This is a genomic window from Exiguobacterium sp. AT1b, from assembly GCF_000023045.1.
In the GTDB taxonomy this organism is placed as follows: domain Bacteria; phylum Bacillota; class Bacilli; order Exiguobacteriales; family Exiguobacteriaceae; genus Exiguobacterium.
Genome location: NC_012673.1, coordinates 1,102,776 through 1,124,638, shown reverse-complemented (window position 1 = coordinate 1,124,638; position 21,863 = coordinate 1,102,776). Strand labels below are relative to the sequence as shown.

Sequence of the window (21,863 nt, the reverse complement as noted above, 5' to 3'; positions counted from 1 at the left end):
AGGGCTTTTCGTTCACATCGGAACGATTCGCGATGAAGAAAGTGGGGAATGAACAACAAGGTAAACGACAAAAAGGAGTGGATTATATGAAGTATACGGTCATTACAGGAGCCAGTTCAGGTATCGGGTATGAGACAGCGAAACTTTTAGCTGAAAAAGGAAAGTCGCTCGTGCTCGTCGCAAGACGAAAAGAAGAGTTGGAGTCGTTACGCGATGAAATCAAATCCATCTCGTCGGACAGTGACGTCATCATCAAATCGACCGACCTATCATATAGCGAGAACGTGTACGGATTATATGAATCGCTTGCGGACCTCGACATCGAGACGTGGATCAACAACGCAGGATTCGGGGATGCAGATCTCATCAAGGACGTCGACCTCGGTAAAATCGAGAACATGATTCGTTTGAATATCGAGGCACTCACCGTCTTATCGAGTCTATACGTTCGAGATTATCATGACGTCGAAGGGGCACAACTGTTGAACGTGTCATCTGTCGGAGGATATCGAATCGTCCCGAACTCGGTCACATATTGTGCGACGAAGTTCTTCGTCAGTGCGTATACGGAAGGGCTCGCGCAAGAGTTGAAGCAGAATGGTGCCAAGCTTCGGGCGAAAGTACTGGCACCGGCCGCGACGGAGACGAGTTTCGCGGACCGGGCGCGCGATACGGAAGGATTCGACTACAGTGAAAACGTCGCGAAGTATCATACGGCGCGCGAGATGGCAGAATTTCTGTATGAATTGCTCGAAGGGGACGAAGTCGTCGGCATTGTCGACCCGGAAGATTATTCGTTCAGCCTACGTGGACCGATTAAACCGTATGCTGGATAAACAAAAACATCACGCCGTGTTGGCGTGATGTTTTTTTAGGATGTCGGTACAGAGTAGCCACCCGTGAAGCGGTGTGTCAGGCGACGTGTCAAGTAACGTAACCGAAGGCGCCATACATAAAACTGTGACGTGTTCGGAAGAATGACGTTGTCGACGTATTCCGCGAACATATGGCGGAACATCCGCTCTTCACTGCGGTCATAGGTCGCACTCCACATCCCGTGATTCTCGACTTCAAGGAGCATCCAAATCATCTCATCGGTAAGCGGGTCATCATCCTTCAACTCGGTCGTCAGTGCAGCGAAACGATGGCTACACATAGACGCGTATAAGGAATGGGCATGCGGGTCATGCGGGTTTAATGTTAAGTAACCGCTCGCCGTCTTCATCAGCTCATCGACCATATCGAGCGGAATGTCGTCATACACTTGGAAAAATTCGAGCAACATCGGGACGGTGTCCGGACCAAATCCGGCAAGTCGGACATAGTTCATGATATGAAGACCGGCCTCGCCATGGAACTTGCGGTCGAAGTAGTGGACGGCAAGGGCGCGATGCATGATTGGAACATCCGGATAGCGTTCGACGCCACGGAGAAAGTGTTGTTCCGCTTCGAACGTGAACCCGGTATCTTCACTGACGAATCCTTTCAACATATGAAGAATGTAGTGATCGCCGAGTGCGCTCGCTTTCTCAAGCCACGGTTTGGCCGACTCGGTGTCACCTTCTCGAATGTATGGATAAGCGCGCATCGCCGGGAAGAATGGGTCGTCCGGGAACGCGGTCTCGCCCCGTGTCGCCATATCATTGATGGCTTCAGCGTTATAAGCTTCTGTTAATTCTGCGAGGAGCATCATCTCAAGGAACGTGCGCTGGAACTCTGGGGTGTGTAAATCGATCGTTTGTGTCATAGGGTGTCCTCCTCACAAGTACTGGTGTCGCTCTATTATACTTGTTCTTGTCACAGTCGAGTAGCATCTTTTACAAAAACGGGAAATGGAAAGTAAGAGATGGAAAGGAGGGGGAAGGCATGGCGACGTTCACTGGATATGTCGCAGAGGTGATGGAGGAAAAAATCCGCGTCACGCCTAAGCGGGAGGCGGAGCCGTTCGATGGCATCGTGTTTCATGTAGCGAGACCTCTTTTGGACGAGACACCGCTTCTCGTCGGGCAACAGGTTCGAGTCGAGCATGATGAACGGTTGACACGCTCCTTGCCACCGCAAGCGACGGCGCATCGGGTCGATGTGTTATGATGAGGACGAGGTGAATGACATGGGACAACGGAACTTTTTATGGCTTGGAGCTGTCGTCGGCTTCAGTGCCCTCGTCGTCTGGTTGTTGCAAGACGCACTCCCGTTTTGGGCGCTGTCGATTCTATTACTCGGATTAGGAGCGGTGCTCGGCAATCTCCAACGACGTTTCACACGTGACGAATAACAAGCACTCCATCATTCAGATGGGGTGCTTGTGTCGTTTTCTTCTTCATTTATGTTTTCTTCAGTGTCCGGATCGTCTTCGACGATGGAGTCCTCATCCCCGTTTGGTTCGAGCGTCGTCGGTTCTTCCGGCTCCGTTGGCTCTTCCGGTTCGGTCGGTTCCTCCGGCTCGGTTACCGGGGGATCGTCTTCAATCGGCTCTTCCGTTTCCGGTGGGTCCGTCGGTTCTTCTGGTTCACTCGGCGGTTCCGCAGGTTCTTCCGGCGTCACTTCCGGTGTCGTCGGTTCGGGCTCTTCCACAACCTCCTCTTCGACTTCTTCCTCAACTGGAACTTCCGGTTCAGTGGCCGGCGGGATGTCCGGTTGCGCCTCGGGAATAGGTGGTGCTTCTGGAACGACGACCGGTTCTTCGTTCAAATCCGGTTTGATTGGTTCGACCGGTGCGAGTTCGATGGGTGGCGGTGCCGGTGCATCTTTTGCGATGAACGTACGGATGTCTTGTTCAAATAATGCGGTCGGCAAGGCGATCCCACGCAAATGGATGGCGACGACTCGCCCGGATGCTGAAAGGAGCGGACTGCCATACGCATGACGAGGTAATTCAAAGTTTCGGCTATAGCCGTTCTCGGCGAAGGTGACCGTACCGTTGATGCGTTCTTGCATCGTCAACGTTGTCAACGTCTCGTCCTCTGCGGCAATCGCTTGCGTGAGTGTGTATGGTGTGTTCTCCGTCTCTTCGATTCGAATGACGGCGATGAGCTTCGTCCGACCGACGACGGTGCCGGAGACGGCCTCACCGTCATGGTACATGATGATATTCGTCAACCCAGCCACATTCGAGGCAGCCGTCACGACATCGCGTGAGCTCACCAAAAATCCTGTCCCGTAACTGACGGTGAAGAGGCTATCCTGTAAGGCGGCGAAGTCGACCGGTGTCGCTTCGTCAGCGGATACCGTCTCTTCCCCGATCGGCAAGTTGACCTGATCAGCGAGCGAGTCGGTCGAACGCAACATGTCCGTGAAATAGGCGTTTCCAATGAAGGTGACAAAGGCAATGAGTGCGATAGCGAATGGGACGGCAAATAACCAAATCGTGCGACGTGAGCGGCGGCCACACGTCGGACAAACCGTTTTCGATCGTGTCTTCTTTCCGCAGTGGGGACAAGTCACGGGGGCACCTTCTTTCTATAAAGTTCGATGCTATGCTTATTCCTTCATTTGGAAAGAGGTAAACAAATATTTTGGAAGGTGTTCGGATGAATTGTGTTGTTTTTCCTGTGAAAGAATGATTTTTAGGAATCGGGGAAAAAAGTAGGTAAGATTCCATGAAAGGAGACATGCCATGCAACCCTTCTGGCTCACCCCGGCCTTTCGTAACGGGATTTGGGTGTTGCTCATCTTAACGATTCTTTTTATGTTGAAACAAGTCGAATTTATCTTTTACCCACTTGGAATCTTTTTTGCCACAGTTCTCACGCCATTTCTAATCGCAGGAGTCCTATTCTATCTCACTGTCGGATTCGTCGATTGGCTCGAAAGTAGGTTAAAGCGACGATCGTTTGCGATTCTCATCATTCTCTTGTTCTTACTCCTTCTCGCTGTCTTGTTTGTGATCACCCTCGGTCCAATCTTGACTCGTCAACTCTTCGCTCTCCTCGATGCCTTTCCTCGGGTGGCAGAAGCGAGTTATCGGCAACTTGTGAACTTGTATCGAGCCTTGGAAGAATATACGTGGTTTCAGAACTATATCAATCAAAATGAGACCTCCATTGATACGTGGATTCGTCAATTGACGGATACGGTCGGTGCAGTAATTGGAAGTGTAGCCGGGTCACTCGGTCGTGTCCTCGCGTTTATCATCTCGGGATTGTTCACCCTGTTTATCGCCTTGTTCTTATATGTGTTTATGCTGATTGATGGAGGAAAACTGGCGAGTGCGATTGTGCGCTGGGTCCCAAGAACTTATGAACAAGATGCCCGTCAAATCCTTCATGACATGCATGAAACAATCAAACGATACGTTCGAGCCCAGTTGATCGTCTGTACGTTCGTCGGCTTCTTTGCGACGATTGCACTCTGGTTACTCGATGTCCCGTTCTTCTTGCCGCTCGGTATCTTTATTTTTGCTACGAATATCATTCCTTATTTCGGTCCTTTTCTCGGGGCCGCTCCAGCCGTCTTGATCGCGTTCATCGATGAACCGGTCAAAGCGATCTATGTCATTGTCGCGATTACCATCATTCAACAATTAGATGCCAATGTCATCTCTCCTCTTGTACAAGGGAAGTCGCTACGGGTCCATCCCATCACGATTACCTTGGTCTTACTCGTCGCAGGTCGATTAGCCGGTATCGTCGGTATGTTGCTTGCTGTTCCTTTCTACGCCGTGTTAAAAGTCACATTCCTTAACCTTCAAAAGTTGTATCAGTTACGTAAATCGTCGAAATCACCAATCGAAAGGAATGATTGAGATGTCATCCCGAGTGACGGAAACGTTTATGGATCTCGTGCGAATCGATTCAGAATCCTATGCAGAAGGTCCGTTTTTAGATGAACTAAAAGAACGATGTGCCCGCATGGGTCTTGAAATCGATGAAGATGATTCGAAAGATCGGACCGGTCTTGGATCAAACAATCTGATTGCTCGTCTAAAGGGAGATTCTTCAATCGAACCGTTATTTTTATCGGCTCATATCGATACGGTGTCTCCGGGGAAAGGAATCGTTCCAATCATCCGGGATGATATCGTTTTTTCTGAAGGGGAGACGATTCTGGCGGCCGATGACAAAGCGGGAATTGCCATCATGCTCGAAGTCGTGGAGCGCTTGCAGAGTGAAGGCGCTCGACACGGACCAATCGAGCTTGTCTTTACCCCTGGCGAGGAAGTTGGATTGCTTGGTGCCAAAGCGCTTGATATGTCGACGATTCAAGCAACACATGGACTGATTCTTGACAATGGTGGGTCGGTCGGCGGTATCATCTTGAGTTCCCCGAGCATGTTTAGTCTTCAAGTCGACATTCACGGAAGAGCTGCCCATGCGGGACTTGAACCGGAAAAAGGAATCTCTGCACTCCTCATTGCTTCGGACGCCATTCAAAACATGAAACTCGGTAGAATCTCAGAAAAGACGACGGCGAATATCGGAAAAATCTCTGGAGGAACGGGGAGTAATGTCGTCATGGAGCAGGTGACGTTAGTCGGGGAGGCGAGGTCACTTGATCATGAGGCGTGTGTGGACCAGGTGAAGCACATGATTCTTGCATTTGAACAGGCAGCTTCAAATCATGGTGGGACGGTCGACATCAAAACAGAACAGATGATTCGGAGCTATCGGTTTTCAGAAGATGAACCGTTCGTTCAACACGTGGCGAAAGCATTGACGGATCACTCGTTTGAAGTCCGCTACGAGCATAGTGGCGGAGGAAGTGATGCGAACGTGTTCAACGAGTCCGGGAAAGTGGCGCTGAATGTCTCGATTGGATATGAAGCCATTCATACCATCGATGAATCGATTCCAATCAAAGAATTAGAAGATAGTGTCTCTTTTGTCTTACGGGTCATTGAAACGATGCAGACGTTCCGCTCGTGAGAGGAAGGGATTGTGATGCGAAAAAGAATAAGTGATATCGCGGTGATTCTCGCTGCCATCATCGTCATCGGGTTGGCCATCAATCTATTTTTAGGTCCTCACGACATCGCCGCAGGCGGTGTGACCGGGATTGGGATTCTGTTAGAGGAAGTCCTTGATATCGATCGTTCGATTGTCGTCTCGGTTCTAAACGGACTCTTGCTCATCCTGACATTCGTCTTTCTTGGGAAGAAAGTGTTTTATAACACTTTACTCGGTAGTCTGTTTTTACCGATTGCGCTCGCGGTCATTCCGAAGTATATGGTCACGTCAGATCGCTTCTTCTCGGTCGTCTTCGGTAGCATCTTGTTCGCCGTTGCCGTCGCGATGCTCTATCGAATCGGGGCTTCGAGTGGGGGGACCACGATTCCGCCGTTAATCTTGCACAAATATACGGGATTGAATACGGCAATCGGATTCTTTTTGACGGACGCCCTCATCGTCGTATCGAGTGTGTTCGTATTTGGGGTCGAGTCGTTCCTTTTCGCCATCTCCTCGATTATTTTGACATCGGCCGTCATGGCGTATATCGAACTCGGGCTCGATCGGAAGAAAGCAATCTTTATTATGAGTGAGTCTCATCTCGATGACATCAAACAAGCGCTCTATCGAGAAGTCGACCGAGGCATTACCGTGTTTGATGTCAGAGGAGGATTTCAAGGGAAAGATCGAGAGATGTTGATGATCGTGTTGACGCGGAGCGAGTATCAGACAGCACTCAAAGCCGTCAATGCCATCGACAAACAGTCGTTCATGATTGTCTACAATGTCGCAGACGTACACGGTCTAGGATTTAGTTATCAACCACGTGTTTGAATCCAGAAAGGGGATTTCGCGCATGAACTCCTTACTCGCCTTTACGATTGTTATGCTGATTTGGACGATTAGTGATTACGTCGCCAAAAAAACGAAAGCTCTCTTATCTTCTTTATTTGTGGCGTCCGTCATTTTTCTCGTCGGGTTTAAATCTGGGCTGTTCCCGGAAGATTTGTTACCGTCGTCTTCGTTGTTAGCACTCGGTCAGACGGTCGTTGGACTCGTCATTGTCCATCTAGGAACGCTTATCAGCCTAGATGAATTCAAACGTCAATGGAAAACGTTCGTGATCGGGGTTTCTGCTGTGGTAGGGATTGCCGTCTTCATGTACGCGTTTGGACAGATTTTTCTCGATACGAACTATATCTTGAGTGGCATTGCAGCCATCAGCGGCGGAACCATCTCCATCATTCTCGTTCAAGACGCCGCCATCAACGCGGGTCTTGTGTCGGTCGCCGTGTTCCCGGTACTGATTGCAGCGACTCAAGGTTTAATCGGCTTTCCGCTCACGTCCATCATTTTGAGAAAAGAAGCGCGTCGGATTCAGACCGCCTATCGGGATGGAACACTCGCCACACCGAAAGAGCATGCGGTCGTCCATGATGAGACAGATGACTCGATCTTGCCGGCCCCTTTCCATACGACGGCAGGAACGCTATTCGTCATGGGATGCGTCGTGTTGATTGCGACCGTCATCAGCGGGTGGACGAACGGCTACTTGAACACGTTCGTGATCGCCTTGATCTTAGGGATCATCTTACGTCGCTTCAAAGTGCTGAAAGCGAACGCCTTGAACGGAATCGATGCATATGGGCTGATTATGATTGCAATTTTGCTCATCATCTTCGGACCGCTCGCCACGTTGTCTCCGAGCGACCTGTTCGACTTGATTGTCCCAATCACCATCGCATTTGCGTTCGGGGTGACCGGACTTCTCTTATTCGCGTTCCTCGCCGGGCGATTCCTCGGCTATTCAAAAGAGATGTCGATGGCAATCGGATTGACGGCGTTATACGGTTTCCCAGGGACGCTCATCTTAAGTGAGGAGGCGGCGAAAAATATCGGCGAAACGGAAGAGGAGGTGCATATCATTGAAGATGAGATTTTACCGAAAATGATTGTTGCTGGATTTTCAACGGTCACCATCACATCCGTCTTTATCACAGGGATACTCGCTGCGTTTATCTATTAAGGAGGAGTTACGATGGCATTATCAACTGAACTTGGAAAGATCAAGAAACTTCATAATGCAGAAGCAGGGGTGCTCAGTCTTTACTTGAGCACCAAGCCGAGTGAGCGGGATAAATGGGAGATTCATTTGAAGAATGAGTTGCGCCGGCTCGAACAAGAAGTCGAAGCGAGCGGGGATGAGGCATTGGTGAAGGCGTTCAAAGGGGTGAGGGAACGGACCGAACAAGAGATTAAACATAATGAACATAAACTGTTGCGAAGCATCGTCTTATTCGCGGAAGGGAACGACGGATTGTTCGAACTTCATTTCCTTCAACTCGATGTCGACAATGAGTTTCACTATGGAAAAGAACCGGTCCTCGATCAAATTGAAAAATTAGATGCCGAGTTCCCGAATACCGGCATCTTGCTTCCGCAGATGGATGCGATCACCGTCTATGATACGAGACTCGGTGAGGTCGAAGACGTCACGGTCTATGAACTCGATTTGAATTCGGATGAGTGGCGCAGGTATCAGGGACGTGGGTCGAGACAAAACGCTGCTTCAAGTAGTCAAGTCGATCAATTCGACAGTCGAAAAGAAAAACAAATCCAACGATTCTATCGTGAAATCGCTGGCGAGATTCGATCACTACGGAAGAAACATCATTGGAGCAAGATTGTCATCATCGGGCAAGAGCGGAGCGCCAGCCTCTTAAAAGAGGAGCTCAACATCGAGGTGGCGCGAGTGGTGCATCGGAATCTCGGAAATGCAGAGGAAGAAGAAGTGCTGCGTCGGGCATTTGAAGGATGAGGAACAGGCGGGTGACAGTTGTCATCCGCCTTTATTCTGCCCATCGGTTGTCGTGTGTGAACGAAATCGTCAACCATTTCTCATAAGGTAAGAAAGCCAAAGCATCCTCCATCTTTTGACGAATCATGTCCTGATCGGCAATCTTGTCGTATCGATAAGTGGTCGGGACGACGAGATCAATCTCGATAAATAATAGATTCCCAGACTTTGTCGTGCGGACGTATGTCTTGTTGACGTCGTATTGATGGGCGACTTGTAGGATGGTCAGCGTGATCTGTTTACTATAAGGAGTCTCCGTGTTCATCCCAATCAACTCTTTGATGGCTGTCCACATCTCAATAAGCGGTGTCTTGACCAACCACATCGTGATGAGAAGTAACATGACTGGGTCCACATAGGGCGAGATGGCCTCGAAGGACAACCAGACGAGCACTTGGGCAATCAAGTATCCGACGAGCGCCCCACCCGTCAAGACGAAGCTGAGTCGCCACTGCACAATCTCGGCACTGACGAGGCCAGAGCTCGCCTTCAACTGAAACGTTCGTAAATACCGAAAGATTCCATAGGTCAATGCGGCGCTGATGGCCAAATAGACGAGTGCCCCTCCGAGCACAAGTTCATTCCCCCCACCGCGAATATCCTCGATTGCTCCGAGGAAGGCGGTGACGATGACATAGAGCAGCACCCCGTATTGAAACAGGATGATAAACGGTTCGATCGTACTTTTACCGAACGGGAATCGTTTATCTGCCGTCAGCATGAATACCCCGGCTCGCAGAGAGATCCAACTCATGATGACGCTCAAGAACGAGTAGATTCCGTCGAATAGGATAAAGGCAGAGGAGAGATAGTAACCGACAATGATTCCAGAAATGGCGAAGAATAGAGAAGCGAACACCGAGACACGTAATACAAAACGTTCGAGCTGAGGATCTTTCGGCATAAGCGTGCCCCCTTTGAACAAGACGGACCATCGATGGTCTATATTTTCCCGTTCACTTAAAATCTAATACATACATAAAAAAGGGAAGTTTATCACATGATGAATTGGAAAAATTGGTCAATCGCATGAAAATCGGCGCCAGCTTTAGTATGATGAATGAAATGAACAGACACAAAGGGGCTCATCTCATGAAATTCATCATCTTATTTGGTCCACAAGCCGTCGGCAAGATGACGGTCGGGCAGGCGCTCGCCGACAAGACCGAGCTGAAATTATTCCATAACCATATGACAATCGACCTCGTCGGACCATTCTTCAATTACGGGACGCCGGAAGGGAAGCGACTTGTCCAACACTTTCGTCAAGAACTGTTCGAAGCGGTCGCCAAGAGTGATTTATCCGGCATGATTTTCACGTTCGTCTGGGCGTTTGACATGCAGGAGGACTGGGATTACGTGAAGAAGGTGACGGATTTGTTCGAGTCACATGGGGCGGACATCTATTACGTTGAGCTCGAGGCCGAGATGGAGGAGCGGCTCGCGCGCAACACGACGGAGAACCGCCTCACCCATAAACCGTCGAAGCGCGACATCGCCTGGTCCGAGGCGGAACTGAAACAGACGGCGACGATGTACCGATTGAACTCACGTCCGGGGGAATTAGACTTCGAGCATTATCTTCGGATCGATAACACGAACTTAAGTCCGGAAGAGACAGCGGCACAGATTCAACAAGCATTCGACCTATGAAAAAGCGGGTCCCCGTGAAAGGGAACCCGCTTTTGTCATGCCCACCAGTCGGGGCGTTCATAGTCGACCAACACCTGTTTTTCGAGGAGGCGTGGCTCGAGGTAAGACGTGACGCTTGGAAGACGATCATCGAGGTCGGCCGGATGGACCATCACTTCGATGGATTCACCTGGTTCGATGGCGTCGAGCGTCGCATGAGAGACGCCGTCCGCATAGAACTGATCACTGAACCGTTCGGTCACCCACAAGTCTCGGCGTGACCCGAGCGTCGTTAAGGCCCGAAACGTCGTGTCGTATTCTTCAGCGAGACGAATGATGACGTCGTGCAGGACCGGCCAACCGTGAATGTGATGGTGGCTGTCGAGATGGTCGAGCGGAAGTCCTGTCGCAAGGAACGCCTCGATTTGGGCTTTCCACTCCAGATAGACGAGTTCCGGGTCAGGCGAGTCTTCAGTCAAGAAACGGCTCGTGTAGCGGAACGTGCCATCTTCTTTCGTGAGGGGAGCACTCGTGTCAGCGAGCGGTTTGCCCCAAGACAGGACGAGATGGACCCCGACACGGAGCGACGGATGTTGTTTCGCGAGTCGGACCGCTTCCTCGACGGCATACCCGTTCATGATCATCGTCGCCGAATTGACGATTCCATTCAGATGACTCTCCAAGGTGCCGGCGTTCACACCTGTCGTCAATCCGAAATCATCAGCGTTGACCAAGACGAACGTTTTAGGCATTGACGAGACCGAGTGCCTGGTCGAGGACCAGGTCACCTTTCATCATCCCGTACGCCATGTTGTCGATGACCGCGACCGGTACGTCGACGGACGACTTGATTTTCCCTTCGAGATAGCGGACTTGAGGTCCGATCAAAATGACGTCGACGTTCGACTGTTCTTTCAAGCGCGACTCTGGAATCGCGTCAATGGATGCGTCGAGTCCGCGTGCGGCAGCTTCCTTCCGCATTTTTTCCACTAAGATCGATGTCGACATTCCTGCCGAGCAGACGAGTAAGATGTTCATGTCGTTTCCTCCAATCGATTCAAACGGGTGATCATGTCAATCATTTCGACGGCGAGCTCTTTCACGGTCATCGCCGTCATGAGGTGGTCTTGCGCGTGGACGAGGAGGACGCTCATGTCGCTCGTCGTCCCCCGTGCCTCTTCTTGTAACAGCTCCGTTTGTAGCTTGTGTGCGTCCAAGAAGGCTGCGTCGGCTTCTTTCAACTTTGCCGCCGCTTCGTCCGCTTCACCGCGTTTCGCGGCAACGATAGCCTCGAATGCAGATGAGCGTGCATTTCCGGCATGTAAGATAATCATAAACGAGAGTTCTTGGATGGTTTCGGTTTTCACGAAATCTTTTCTCCTTCCTCAGTAGCAGCTTTATTTTTATTGATTTCGGCTGTCATCGCCTTCGCTCCTGCCATGACGAATGGAATATACATCGCTGTCGCAATCGACAAGTTGACGATTTGGAGCAAGACGCCGCGAACGCTACCGCCCGTTACCAAATAGCCACTGATGATTGGTGGCGTTGTCCAAGGGACGATGGCGACTGTCTTCGGAACCATGCCTGTCGAGAGCGCGACATAAGAGACGATGGTGAGCGTGACCGGCACTAAGATGAACGGTACGAGCATGATCGGGTTCAATACAATTGGAAGACCGAAGATGACCGGTTCGTTGATGTTAAAGAGACTGGCTGGTGTCGACAGTTTTGCCACTTGGTGATACGGGTGATTCCGTTGTTTGCGGACGACGATGAAGATCGCGAGTAAGAGCGCGAACGTCGTACCCGATCCACCCATGAAGACGAACGCATCCAAGAACGGTTTTGTGACCGTGTATGGTACATCAAACGCTGACGTTCCAGCTTGGAAGGCAGCCAAGTTTTGCTCGATGAGCGGGAGATAGACCGGTTCGATGACCGAGCCGATGATGTTCGTCCCGTGAAGCCCGAAGAACCAAAGGATGTGGTTCAAGAAGGCGATGAGCAAGGCAGCCGGGAGTGAGTCGCCGAATCCTTGGAGCGGTTGTTGGATCGCTTTAAAGATGACTTCAAATACACTGAGTTCGACGACGAGCGTCATGAAGAGCTGGAATCCTGCGACGACCGTCAAGATGATCATCGATGGGATGAGCGCTTGGAATGAACGAGTGACCCCACCTGGTACACCTTCTGGCATCTTGATCGTCAGTTTCGTATTGATGAGGTAGCGGAACATTTCTGTAACGACAATCGATACGATGATGGCGACGAAGAGACCTTGTGCGCCGAGCCATGCGAAGTTGAGACCCCAGTCAGCAGTGACCGGTACGAGCATGATATACGAGGCGAGCGACAAGATCCCCGCCGCGAGCCCGTCAATCCCGTATGAACGGGCCAAGTTATACCCGATGGAGAAGGCGATCAGGAGCCCGAGTATCGCGAAGGACGCGTTCCAAATGCTACCGCCGAGCCCTTGCCAGTTTCCTTCGCCGAACATACTGTTCATCGATCCGACGAAGTCGAGTGAGAGACCACCGATGTTGATGGCTGGGAAGTTGTTGATGAGGACCGCGAGCGACCCGACGATGATGAGTGGCATGACGGAAACGAATCCGTCACGGATGGCGACTAAGTGCCTTTGGGACCCAATGCGTCCCGCGATTTCAATAAACTTGTTCATGAGTAAACCTCCTTCTTGAATTGGGGTAGGTACGCCTCGTGCGCTGTGAACAGCTCTTTAAGAAGCGGGTCGATCCGTTTCTCGTCTTGAATGAGCGGGTTCATGAGGCAGGCAAGGTAGGCGTCCTCATACGTGCCAGATACAGCCGCTTGGATGGCGAGCTGTTCAAACGTTTTTAAATTCGTGATAAGCCCACGAATCGGTAGCGGCAACGCGCCGATGGAGATTGGGCGAGGCCCCGACTTCGTGATGACGGCGTTCACTTCGATGACCGCGTCGTCTGGTAAATCTCGAATCGTGCCGTGATTGAGCGTGTTGACCGTCTGGATGTCACCGCGGTCGTTGTGAATCGAGTCCATCAAGTTGCAGGCGGCGTCTGAATAGTAGGCGCCTCCACGTTTTTCAAGCTCTTCCGGTTTGACGGCGAGATCGACGTCTTTGTATTTCTCGAACAACTGTGCCTCGACTTGTTGCACGACTTCGGCACGGGTGCCATTTTGTGCATACGCCTCGAGATCTTTCTTCAACACATCTTTCGTCTGGAAGTAATACTGGTGATACGGGTTCGGTAACATGCCGAGTGACGATAGGAACGATTCGCTCCAACCGAGACCGACGATGTTCGCCGGCGAGTAGTCATTGCCTGCGTTGAGCGAGGCGAGGACGTCACTCGTCCGGTCCACGCCGTCGACCCATACGTGACGACCGAAGACGAAGTGGTTCAATCCGATAAATTCAATCGCGACTCGTTCGACAGGCGTCTCGAGGATCTCAGCGACCGAGTTTCGCATGTTGAACGGGATGTTGCATACACCGATGACCTTCTTATGAGATGAGTGCTTGAGTACGGCCTCGGTGACGATGCCCGCCGGATTGGTGAAGTTGACGAGCCAGGCATCCGGACAAATCTCGGCGACTTCATTTGCCAAGTCGATCAAGACCGGGATGGTACGGAACGCTTTGAATAATCCGCCTGCGCCATTCGTCTCTTGCCCGATGAAGCCGTGCTTGAGCGGGATGCGTTCATCGAGCGCGCGTGCCTTGAGTCCACCGACCCGAATCTGTGTGGATACAAAATCTGCGCCGACGAGTGCGGCTCTTCGATTGAGCGTCCAACTGAGTGTGATTTCGGCGTTTGCCTTCTCAATCATCCGCTGAGCGAGGCGACCGACGATCTCTAGTTTCTCCCTCCCTTCTTCGATATCGACGAGCACGATCTCCCGAACGGGGAACGTTGCCTGTCGATCAATCAATCCTTCGATGATTTCCGGGGTGTAACTGGACCCACCGCCGATGATGACGACCTTGACTGCCATGGTGCCAACTCCTCCTTTTGAAAGCGATTTCTTTTTGTCGTAACAAATATAACAAATGATACAACTTACCGCAATATAAAAAATACAAATAATACAAATAAGTTTTTGTATTTGCATTTGTATGCTTGCTGTATCACAATAAAGGAACCAACCCAACGTAAAGGAGATGGAGATATGTCGCAGTCGACGCTCCAAACCGCAATCAAGGATGAACTGTTGTCCCGCATCAAGAGTGGGCACTATAAAGAAGGGGAAAAGTTTCCGACCGAATACGCGCTTTGCGAGGAGTTCGATGTGAGCCGGACGACGGTACGGGGCGCACTTAACCAGTTGACGACGGAAGGCTATCTGGTCCGTCAACAAGGCCGTGGGACGTTCGTCGCTGGGAAGAAAGTCCAACAGACGTTGTCATACACGCCGAACAACTATGCGGCCCAGCTCGCCGTCCAAGGGAAACGTGGGCAAGTCGCATTGATCGACATCTCGGTCATCTCGGCGTCCGGTCAAATCGCATCGGTGTTTGAAGCGGAAGACAACGCCCCGATTCAAAAGATTGAGCGAATCCGTCATGCGGACGGGGAACCGACACAGTATGAGGTCTCGTTCATCCCGTGGCAAATCGCACCGGGGATCACGAAAGAACAGGCGGAGCATTCGCTCTTCCGGACACTAGCGGAGGTCCACGACGTTCATGTCGCGAAGACGACGGAGGCATTGGAGATTGCCTTAGCTGATGAGAAGGTAAGTGCGCTCCTCGACTGTCCACTCGGGTCGCCGTGCTTCCATATCGAGACGGTGACAGAGGATGAGTCGGGACGAGCGATTGAATACTCACGCTCCTACTTCCGCGGAGACAAGACGAGCTTCGTCATTGAACGGGATTATAACTAACAAAAGCGCTCGACTGTTTCGTATGGAAACGGTCGGGCGCTTTGTTCGTTTCACCTATAACAAAAAGAAATATGGTCATGTTGAGTGGAAATGACTATGTTTAATCATAAATGAACATGTTTAAACACGATAAACATGTTCATTTTGTTCTGAGATGACTATGTTTATCAAGAAAATGAGTAGGAAATGAACGCATTAGACGGACAAGGGATTTCAAAATATAACTCGAATGTTGTAACAGATGACATGATTCGAAAGGTGACAAAATATGACCGTAACTACATTTGTAGGTTTCCTGATTTTTGGTCTCTTACTGTTAGGGTTGGGAATTCGCTCAAAAGATTGAAGAGAATAAATTCAAGTAATAAATGACGAGTGGGGGAAGCTAGATGAATGAATGGGAAAAATGGATTCCGGTAAAGTCTATTCCAGAACGTCTGCATAAAGAGTCCTTAATGGATGATGGTGATTCTTTGCGAATAATAGTAAGTGACGCAACAGAGGGACAGAAATATTCATTTCTGTTTGATGGTCTTTTGCTTTCTTATCGAAACTCGGATGAAGGTTCACGATTGAGGATGTTAGAGCATTTAGATAGGTATTATGCACATCTTGAGTACGGGAATTGGACATTATTTAAAATGAAAAATTCTAGTTATCTGGAATGGTTTGCCCAAGAGTCTCTTGAACGATATGAGGGCATGGGTGAAGTGGAGCACTATGTCTTTCTTACATCAAATGATGTGATTGAAGTGCTATCCGCTGATCCTCCGACTGTAACAAAGATGGTTTAACGTAGATTTTATTTGCAAAGAAGGTGTAAGGAATGGCGATTGTAGAGCGTGCTGGATTGTTTTTTGAACTCTTTCCTCGAAAATATGAAGAAAAGGAAGACGATCCATTTATTTTTTCAACGTTAGCGTTATCGGTCGAATCGAGAGGGAGTTTTCATTTTTATGGTGCTTTACTCATGAAATCGGAGTATGAATATCTGATTTCACAAATTGCGCTCATGCTAGACGGAGAACTGAACAAATTCATTCTCAATCCTGTTGAACCGATTTTTAGAATGACAATTGAACGTGAAGAGGTAATTCTTTATAGGTTCATGCTCCGTTTCCAGACAGGTAAACCACGTGAATTAATCTTTTATATGAATGATTGTGAAATAAATAGATTCAAAGAGGAATTGAAAGTAGAAATGACTCAAATCCTTCCTCCACCATTTCTGCCTTAGAAATGTACATACCGAAACAGTAAACTGCTAATGATTGATTTTCTTGGACAGCCGATTCCAGACTGCATCCTGGACCACCTCATCCTCTCTTTTTTGTACACTAGAACCAGGAGGCGAGAGAAGCATGTCAATCATTGAATTCAAAGATGTGAGTCATCAAGACATCCTGCACCATGTGTCCGGGACGTTCCGGGAAGGACGGATCACGACGTTCGTCGGACCGAGCGGCGCCGGCAAGACGACGTGTCTGAAGCATATCAACGGATTGCTGTCACCAGATACGGGCACGATTCTTTTTAAAGGGGAAGACATCGCGGAGATGGACATCCTCGAACTTCGAAAGAAAATCGGGATGGCGTTCCAAAGCGCGCCGATGATTCAAGGGACCGTATACGACAATTTGAATCTCCCGAAAGCCATCTTTGACGAGACACTTGACCGCGATCGGGCTGTCGAATTGCTCCATCGCGTCGACTTAAGTGAGGCGCTCCTCGATCAACCCGTCAAATCACTGTCGGGTGGGGAACGGAGTCGGGTCGCCATCGCCCGGACGCTCGTCAATAAACCGGACGTGCTCTTACTCGATGAGATCACGGCGAGCCTTGATTACCGGACGGTGAAAGAGATTGAGCGACTCATTCGAAAACTGCAACAATCGTACGGTGTGACCGTCATTTGGATCACCCATGATCTCGACCAGGCACGGCGGGTGAGTGACGACATGTGGTTCTTGAAGGCCGGCGAACTACTTGCATTTGGGGACGCATCGTTCATCGATGAGTCGGACAATCCCGTTATCCAACGATTCGTCAGGGGGGAAGATTGATGTCATATATTGAACTCGCGACGGCGCTCATCTTCGTCGTCATCCCGCTCGCCTTGACGCTCGTCCTACGACTCGGACTTGAGCGTGATATTGTGATCGCAACCGTCCGCTCCATCATTCAACTGTTGATCATCGGCTATATCCTGACGTTCGTCTTTGAGAGCGACAGTCCGATCTTCATGCTGTTGATGATTTTACTTATGATTGTCGCCGCGACACAAAACATCCGCCGGAAAGGGGACGGCATTCCGGGCATCATGTGGATCATCGTCTTGACGCTCGTGACGATCGAAGCGCTGACGATGGGACTCATGCTCGGACTCGGTATCATCCCATTTGAGCCGGAAAAGGTCATTCCAATCAGCGGGATGGTCATCGGGAACAGCATGGTGTTGTCGCTCCTGTTCTTGAACAAGTTCAAAGACGAGGTCGAGCGGAGTGACGACGTCATCGAACTCATTCTATCACTCGGCGGCACACCGAAAGTGGCCATCGACCGCAGCTTGAAGAATGCGATTCGCACGAGCATGATCCCGACCGTCGAGGCGCAAAAGACGATGGGGCTCGTCCAACTACCGGGAATGATGAGCGGTCTCATCATCGGGGGAGCAGACCCGATGGAAGCGGTCCTGTATCAACTCTTGATCCTGTTCTTGATTTTGACGACCGCCTCAATCTCGGCGACGCTCGTCGGTTATCTCGCGTACCCGCGTCTGTTCAACGAGAAGATGCAGTATATCGGATTGACTTATCGGAAGGGGAAATGAGCATGATCACAGGGATTCATCATGTGCAGCTCACGATTCCAACTGGAACGGAGCAAGAGGCGAAGGCATTTTACTGCGATTTTCTCGGTCTACGTGAAATCGAGAAGCCGGATTCATTGAAGGGGCGAGGTGGATTTTGGCTTCAGGTCGGCGACCGTTCCGTTCATGTCGGGGCAGAGGACGACGTAGAACGACAGAAGACGAAAGCGCATATCGCATATGCGGTGACGGATTTAGATTATTGGAAGGAAGCGCTTCGAGAGAATGAGATTCCTTACTCCGAAGGCATCCGGATTCCAGGATTCGATCGTTTCGAGTTCCGAGATCCGTTTGGCAATCGGGTCGAGATGATTCAAGCACTTTGACGAAAGGGAGCATCCACTGCGGATGCTCCCTTTGTCGTTCTTCAAGCAATACCGAACAGGCGAGTCACGTGCTCCCATTCGGACGGAAAGGCGTTACTGCCATGATGCTCGTGAATGAGTGTCCCGTTCGTGTATACGCTGAGGCTCCACTGCGTACCATCTAGCGTGCGAACCCCTTCCAGTTCTTCGAAGACGGTTGGCCACCAATTCGTTCCAAGCAGGTGAAACGCGACGCGCATCTGTTTCGCTTCCTCGCCCTCATAGTATTCGAATTCAAAGGGCTCGGTGATCGATCGGTCGGACCGCTCGATGTGACGAAGGACGATGCCTCTCTCAAAAAAGGTGATCGTACTCACATCATACGTGCCGAACCCACCGACACGGAAGATGACCTCGACCATCGATTCTTGAGTACGACCAATCGACTGTAGGACGCGCTTTTGGAGCGGATGTTCGACGAAAGAAGGGGGGATGTGATAAAGGGCGCGAAACGTTTTGTCTTTCATGAAACTTCAACCTCTCTCGGGCATAAGATGCCCCGAGTATAGCGGAATCTTCCGGACGAGGGGAATAAAATAAAGTGCAAGGTACGAAAAAAGCACCTCCTAAGGAGATGCTTCGTTGTTAATACACTTCGTACGTCTGTCCAGTCTGCGCGCCTTCGACGCTCTTCACATAAGCGAGGGCGACCCGTTCACCCGGTACCGCCTCGTAACCACGGAAATAAGGACCATACGCATCGAGTGCTTCGACGAGGACGTTCGGGCTGACGTTGTTGATGCGGATGCCCCGTGGCATCTCGATCGCCGCACCGGTCACGAATCCTTTGATGGCCCCGTTCGCGAGTGCCGCCGATGCGCCTTCTTTGATGGGGTCGTCCATCAAGATTCCACTCGTCAGTGTAAAGCTACCACCATCGTTCACATGATCGAGCCCGAGAAGGACGAGGTTGACCTGTCCTTTAACTAAATCAGGCGAGAATTCTCCCTCCTCTAAGCGTCTCGGGGCGAAGCCCGGCGTAGGTGGGGGATGAATCGCCCGGTCCAAAACTCTTCTCTCCCTGTGACAGATATAACGAACAAAAGTTCGTGATTCCGTCAGATTCGTCCTCCCCCTCCACGGGTATCGGACGAGGAGGATACATCACGATCTTCTGGAGGGAGGAGGGACGGACATGCTGAAAGGCTATAAATATAGGCTCCATCCGACGCCGGCACAGGCTGAGTTCCTCATCAAGACGATCGGCTGCGCCCGGTTCATCTACAACAAGCTGCTCGAGGACCGCATCGCCATCCGTGAGGAGGCGAAAGCGGGAAGCGGAACGAGACGGAAACCGGCGACACCCGCCTCCTACAAGCCTCTGTTCCCGTTCCTCGCCGAGGCGGACAGTCTTGCGCTCGCGAACGCGAAACTGAACCTCGACACCGCGTTCGCGAAGTTCTTCGCCGGGACGGGCGGCTTCCCGGCCTTCAAATCGAGACGACGGTCGCGTGCCTCCTACACGACGAACAACCAGCACGGCACGATCCGCATCGAGTCGGGAAAAGTCCGGCTGCCGAAGGTCGGGTTCGTGCGGTTCACACAACATCGCCCGTTCGAGGGCGTCATCCGGTCGGCGACGGTCTCGATGACCAAGACGGGCAAGTTCTTTGTCTCCATCCTCGTCAAACAGGACGATGCACCATGGATCCCAGCCGAGAACAAGGTCGGGATCGATCTCGGCCTGGAACATTTCGCCGTCATGACGAACGACGCGATGGTCTCGGAGAAGATCGATAACCCCCGACTCCTCCGGAAGTCCGAAGCGAAGGTCAAGAAGTCGCAGCGCGCTTTGTCACGTAAGAAAATCGGGAGTAAGAATCGTGAAAAGGCCAAATTACTTTTGGCTAAGAGACATGAGAAGATCGCGAACCAACGCAAGGACTTCCTTCATAAGCTGTCGAGACGGATCGTTGACGAGAACCAAGTCATCGTCGTGGAGACATTGAAGTCGAAGGACATGATGCAAAACCATAAGCTCGCCAAGTCCATCGGGGACGTCAGTTGGTACGAGTTCGTCCGTCAACTCGAATACAAATCAAACTTCTACGGACGGACGCTCATCAAGGCGGATCAATGGTTCGCATCGACGCAAATCTGTTCTTCTTGCGGCGTAAAAGGCGAGAAGAAGGCGATGGATGTCCGTGAATGGACGTGCACTCATTGCGGTGTTCATCATGACCGTGACATCAACGCGAGCATCAACCTGTTGATGTTGGCCGACTGACAATCCTTCAGGGCAGGGACTGCCCGACGAGCTTGGTCCATAACCGTGGCTGGTGAGAGCACGGTCTTCCCAAGAAGCTTCCCCTTCAATTTGCGAAGCAAATAAGTGGCGAGTAGTTCACTTTTGCTGTCGATACTCTTCTGATTATCCGCCGGTGTCATCTCGGAAAGCGGACCGAAATGCGTGCTGCCCGCCGTACTGATGACCGCGTCGACCCGACCGACCGTCTCATACATGTGGCGAATGCTGTCTTCGGAAGTGAGGTCGACTTGTACGTCCGCCCCGTTACGTCCAGCCCGGATGATCGTATGTGTTTTCTCCAACTCTTTTGCGACGGCCTGACCGACCGTACCGCTTGCCCCAACGAGTAAAATGTTCATGAAAAAACTGTCCCTTTCGTCACGCTTAGATTCCACTTCAGAGTAGCGGATGACGAGGACGTTCGGCAATCAAGTTGCCTCCGGTGGGACGACCGTGCCTTGGTGGAACCGCATCTTCCAACGTCCGTCCACGAATATCCAAATCGAGCTGCGACGTGTTTCGCGATTCAATACCGGTTGAACGAGATGATACGTCACTAAAACGTGACCTTCCGTCAACGGATGCAGCGTGAATTCGCATAACTTGGCCTCAATCGGGTCAAGCTGGAGTGTCGTCTGATCCCAGTCTTGATACAGCAACCGTCCCGAGCTACCGATTTCAAAGAAGTCGTCGGTCAACAGTTCACGCAAACGCTCCGTCGACTGCCTGACTTCCGTCGTCAATAACGCTTCTTCCAGTGTTTGAAGGTGATTTGCCAACTCGTTCATGTCACGACTTCCTCTCTTCGTTGATTCATCACGATGACGCCGAGGACGATCAACAAGAGACCGATTCCGTTCAACGCCGAAAGAACTTCCCCGTAAACAAACACCCCGATGAGTCCTGTCGCCACGGTCCCGAGTCCAGCCCAAATGCTATAGGCGATACTGAGCGGGATCGTCTTCAACACGATGCCCATGAGGGTGAACGACGCGGCGAAACTGACCAAGAGAATGACACTCGGCACGAGATTCGTGAATCCATCCGACAGTTTCAACATCGACGTCCCGAGTACCTCAAATCCGATAGAAAAGAAGAGTAAAAGATAGGCTTTCAT

Annotated in this window: 28 protein-coding genes and 1 pseudogene; 16 read left to right on the top strand and 13 right to left on the bottom strand. The window is 50.9% G+C overall.

The window, feature by feature from the left end:
* Window positions 1-86 precede the first annotated feature (86 nt).
* Window positions 87-836: an SDR family oxidoreductase gene (locus EAT1B_RS05750; RefSeq protein WP_031422476.1), complete on the top strand. Its 750-nt coding sequence runs from the start codon at window positions 87-89 to the stop codon at window positions 834-836.
* A 35-nt stretch (window positions 837-871) separates the two neighbouring features.
* On the opposite strand, the gene EAT1B_RS05745 is transcribed toward EAT1B_RS05750, so the two are convergent.
* Window positions 872-1,747, bottom strand: a complete 876-nt coding sequence (locus tag EAT1B_RS05745; protein WP_012727202.1) for a hypothetical protein — start codon at window positions 1,745-1,747, stop codon at window positions 872-874.
* Window positions 1,748-1,866: 119 nt separating this feature from the next.
* Here EAT1B_RS05745 and EAT1B_RS05740 point away from each other — a divergent pair, with 119 nt between their 5' ends.
* Complete coding sequence (locus EAT1B_RS05740; protein WP_012727201.1) at window positions 1,867-2,091, top strand: hypothetical protein; 225 nt, start codon at window positions 1,867-1,869, stop codon at window positions 2,089-2,091.
* Between the two features lie 19 nt (window positions 2,092-2,110).
* The gene (locus EAT1B_RS15990; RefSeq protein ID WP_012727200.1) at window positions 2,111-2,275 is read left to right on the top strand and encodes a hypothetical protein; all 165 of its coding nucleotides are present in this window, start codon (window positions 2,111-2,113) and stop codon (window positions 2,273-2,275) included.
* Window positions 2,276-2,286: 11 nt separating this feature from the next.
* On the opposite strand, the gene EAT1B_RS15635 is transcribed toward EAT1B_RS15990, so the two are convergent.
* Window positions 2,287-3,444, bottom strand: a complete 1,158-nt coding sequence (locus EAT1B_RS15635) for a hypothetical protein (protein WP_012727199.1) — start codon at window positions 3,442-3,444, stop codon at window positions 2,287-2,289.
* 172 nt (window positions 3,445-3,616) lie between these two features.
* Here EAT1B_RS15635 and EAT1B_RS05725 point away from each other — a divergent pair, with 172 nt between their 5' ends.
* The 5 genes from EAT1B_RS05725 to EAT1B_RS05705 are packed head-to-tail and all read left to right on the top strand — an operon-like array spanning window position 3,617 to window position 8,703.
* Window positions 3,617-4,744, top strand: coding sequence for an AI-2E family transporter (locus EAT1B_RS05725; RefSeq protein WP_012727198.1), 1,128 nt, complete (start codon window positions 3,617-3,619; stop codon window positions 4,742-4,744).
* Between the two features lies 1 nt (window position 4,745).
* Window positions 4,746-5,864, top strand: a complete 1,119-nt coding sequence (locus EAT1B_RS05720; protein ID WP_012727197.1) for a M20/M25/M40 family metallo-hydrolase — start codon at window positions 4,746-4,748, stop codon at window positions 5,862-5,864.
* Window positions 5,865-5,879: 15 nt separating this feature from the next.
* Window positions 5,880-6,719, top strand: a complete 840-nt coding sequence (locus tag EAT1B_RS05715; RefSeq protein WP_012727196.1) for a YitT family protein — start codon at window positions 5,880-5,882, stop codon at window positions 6,717-6,719.
* A 22-nt stretch (window positions 6,720-6,741) separates the two neighbouring features.
* Entirely contained in the window at window positions 6,742-7,911 is a 1,170-nt protein-coding gene (locus tag EAT1B_RS05710; RefSeq protein ID WP_012727195.1) for a hypothetical protein, read from the top strand.
* Between the two features lie 12 nt (window positions 7,912-7,923).
* Window positions 7,924-8,703 (top strand): VLRF1 family aeRF1-type release factor, encoded by a 780-nt coding sequence (locus tag EAT1B_RS05705; RefSeq protein ID WP_012727194.1) that lies wholly within the window; start codon window positions 7,924-7,926, stop codon window positions 8,701-8,703.
* Between the two features lie 31 nt (window positions 8,704-8,734).
* On the opposite strand, the gene EAT1B_RS05700 is transcribed toward EAT1B_RS05705, so the two are convergent.
* Window positions 8,735-9,646: a cation diffusion facilitator family transporter gene (locus EAT1B_RS05700; protein ID WP_012727193.1), complete on the bottom strand. Its 912-nt coding sequence runs from the start codon at window positions 9,644-9,646 to the stop codon at window positions 8,735-8,737.
* A gap of 188 nt (window positions 9,647-9,834) precedes the next feature.
* Between EAT1B_RS05700 and EAT1B_RS05695 the strand changes: the two genes are divergently transcribed.
* Window positions 9,835-10,395 carry an AAA family ATPase gene (locus EAT1B_RS05695; protein WP_012727192.1) on the top strand — a complete coding sequence of 187 codons (561 nt, stop codon included), beginning with the start codon at window positions 9,835-9,837 and terminating at the stop codon, window positions 10,393-10,395.
* Window positions 10,396-10,430: 35 nt separating this feature from the next.
* Here EAT1B_RS05695 and EAT1B_RS05690 read toward each other — a convergent pair whose 3' ends face one another.
* The 5 genes from EAT1B_RS05690 to EAT1B_RS05670 are packed head-to-tail and all read right to left on the bottom strand — an operon-like array spanning window position 10,431 to window position 14,373.
* Window positions 10,431-11,126 carry a carbohydrate deacetylase gene (locus tag EAT1B_RS05690; protein WP_012727191.1) on the bottom strand — a complete coding sequence of 232 codons (696 nt, stop codon included), beginning with the start codon at window positions 11,124-11,126 and terminating at the stop codon, window positions 10,431-10,433.
* Entirely contained in the window at window positions 11,119-11,412 is a 294-nt protein-coding gene (locus tag EAT1B_RS05685; protein WP_012727190.1) for a PTS sugar transporter subunit IIB, read from the bottom strand. The genes EAT1B_RS05690 and EAT1B_RS05685 overlap by 8 nt, the downstream gene beginning before the upstream one ends.
* Entirely contained in the window at window positions 11,409-11,708 is a 300-nt protein-coding gene (locus EAT1B_RS05680; RefSeq protein WP_041918091.1) for a PTS lactose/cellobiose transporter subunit IIA, read from the bottom strand. Before EAT1B_RS05680 ends, EAT1B_RS05685 begins: the two co-directional genes overlap by 4 nt.
* Before the next feature lie 29 nt (window positions 11,709-11,737).
* The gene (locus EAT1B_RS05675) at window positions 11,738-13,057 is read right to left on the bottom strand and encodes a PTS sugar transporter subunit IIC (RefSeq protein WP_012727188.1); all 1,320 of its coding nucleotides are present in this window, start codon (window positions 13,055-13,057) and stop codon (window positions 11,738-11,740) included.
* Window positions 13,054-14,373 (bottom strand): 6-phospho-beta-glucosidase, encoded by a 1,320-nt coding sequence (locus EAT1B_RS05670; protein ID WP_012727187.1) that lies wholly within the window; start codon window positions 14,371-14,373, stop codon window positions 13,054-13,056. The genes EAT1B_RS05675 and EAT1B_RS05670 overlap by 4 nt, the downstream gene beginning before the upstream one ends.
* Before the next feature lie 174 nt (window positions 14,374-14,547).
* Here EAT1B_RS05670 and EAT1B_RS05665 point away from each other — a divergent pair, with 174 nt between their 5' ends.
* The 6 genes from EAT1B_RS05665 to EAT1B_RS05640 all read left to right on the top strand — a co-directional run bounded on the left by EAT1B_RS05665 (window position 14,548) and on the right by EAT1B_RS05640 (window position 18,459).
* Window positions 14,548-15,264: a GntR family transcriptional regulator gene (locus tag EAT1B_RS05665; RefSeq protein WP_012727186.1), complete on the top strand. Its 717-nt coding sequence runs from the start codon at window positions 14,548-14,550 to the stop codon at window positions 15,262-15,264.
* A gap of 389 nt (window positions 15,265-15,653) precedes the next feature.
* On the top strand, window positions 15,654-16,058 hold the full coding sequence (locus EAT1B_RS05660) for a hypothetical protein (RefSeq protein ID WP_012727185.1): 405 nt from the start codon (window positions 15,654-15,656) through the stop codon (window positions 16,056-16,058).
* Between the two features lie 32 nt (window positions 16,059-16,090).
* Window positions 16,091-16,501, top strand: coding sequence for a hypothetical protein (locus EAT1B_RS05655; RefSeq protein WP_012727184.1), 411 nt, complete (start codon window positions 16,091-16,093; stop codon window positions 16,499-16,501).
* A gap of 124 nt (window positions 16,502-16,625) precedes the next feature.
* Complete coding sequence (locus EAT1B_RS05650; protein WP_012727183.1) at window positions 16,626-17,327, top strand: ATP-binding cassette domain-containing protein; 702 nt, start codon at window positions 16,626-16,628, stop codon at window positions 17,325-17,327.
* Complete coding sequence (gene fetB / locus EAT1B_RS05645) at window positions 17,327-18,094, top strand: iron export ABC transporter permease subunit FetB (RefSeq protein ID WP_012727182.1); 768 nt, start codon at window positions 17,327-17,329, stop codon at window positions 18,092-18,094. The genes EAT1B_RS05650 and fetB overlap by 1 nt, the downstream gene beginning before the upstream one ends.
* A 2-nt stretch (window positions 18,095-18,096) precedes the next feature.
* Window positions 18,097-18,459: a VOC family protein gene (locus EAT1B_RS05640; protein ID WP_041917932.1), complete on the top strand. Its 363-nt coding sequence runs from the start codon at window positions 18,097-18,099 to the stop codon at window positions 18,457-18,459.
* A gap of 41 nt (window positions 18,460-18,500) precedes the next feature.
* On the opposite strand, the gene EAT1B_RS05635 is transcribed toward EAT1B_RS05640, so the two are convergent.
* The gene (locus EAT1B_RS05635; RefSeq protein ID WP_012727180.1) at window positions 18,501-18,965 is read right to left on the bottom strand and encodes a hypothetical protein; all 465 of its coding nucleotides are present in this window, start codon (window positions 18,963-18,965) and stop codon (window positions 18,501-18,503) included.
* A 118-nt stretch (window positions 18,966-19,083) separates the two neighbouring features.
* A pseudogene (locus tag EAT1B_RS05630) lies at window positions 19,084-19,425 on the bottom strand (short chain dehydrogenase); the annotation flags it as partial.
* Between the two features lie 208 nt (window positions 19,426-19,633).
* Here EAT1B_RS05630 and tnpB point away from each other — a divergent pair.
* Entirely contained in the window at window positions 19,634-20,725 is a 1,092-nt protein-coding gene (gene tnpB / locus EAT1B_RS05625) for an IS200/IS605 family element RNA-guided endonuclease TnpB (RefSeq protein WP_012727178.1), read from the top strand.
* Here tnpB and EAT1B_RS15860 read toward each other — a convergent pair.
* From EAT1B_RS15860 to EAT1B_RS05610, 3 genes are read right to left on the bottom strand one after another with little or no spacing between them, the layout of a single operon-like run.
* Entirely contained in the window at window positions 20,674-21,174 is a 501-nt protein-coding gene (locus EAT1B_RS15860; RefSeq protein WP_012727177.1) for an NAD-dependent epimerase/dehydratase family protein, read from the bottom strand. The genes tnpB and EAT1B_RS15860 overlap by 52 nt on opposite strands.
* The gene (locus tag EAT1B_RS05615) at window positions 21,175-21,534 is read right to left on the bottom strand and encodes a DUF4440 domain-containing protein (protein WP_012727176.1); all 360 of its coding nucleotides are present in this window, start codon (window positions 21,532-21,534) and stop codon (window positions 21,175-21,177) included. It lies immediately after the preceding gene.
* The gene (locus tag EAT1B_RS05610) at window positions 21,531-21,863 is read right to left on the bottom strand and encodes a multidrug efflux SMR transporter (protein WP_012727175.1); all 333 of its coding nucleotides are present in this window, start codon (window positions 21,861-21,863) and stop codon (window positions 21,531-21,533) included. Before EAT1B_RS05610 ends, EAT1B_RS05615 begins: the two co-directional genes overlap by 4 nt.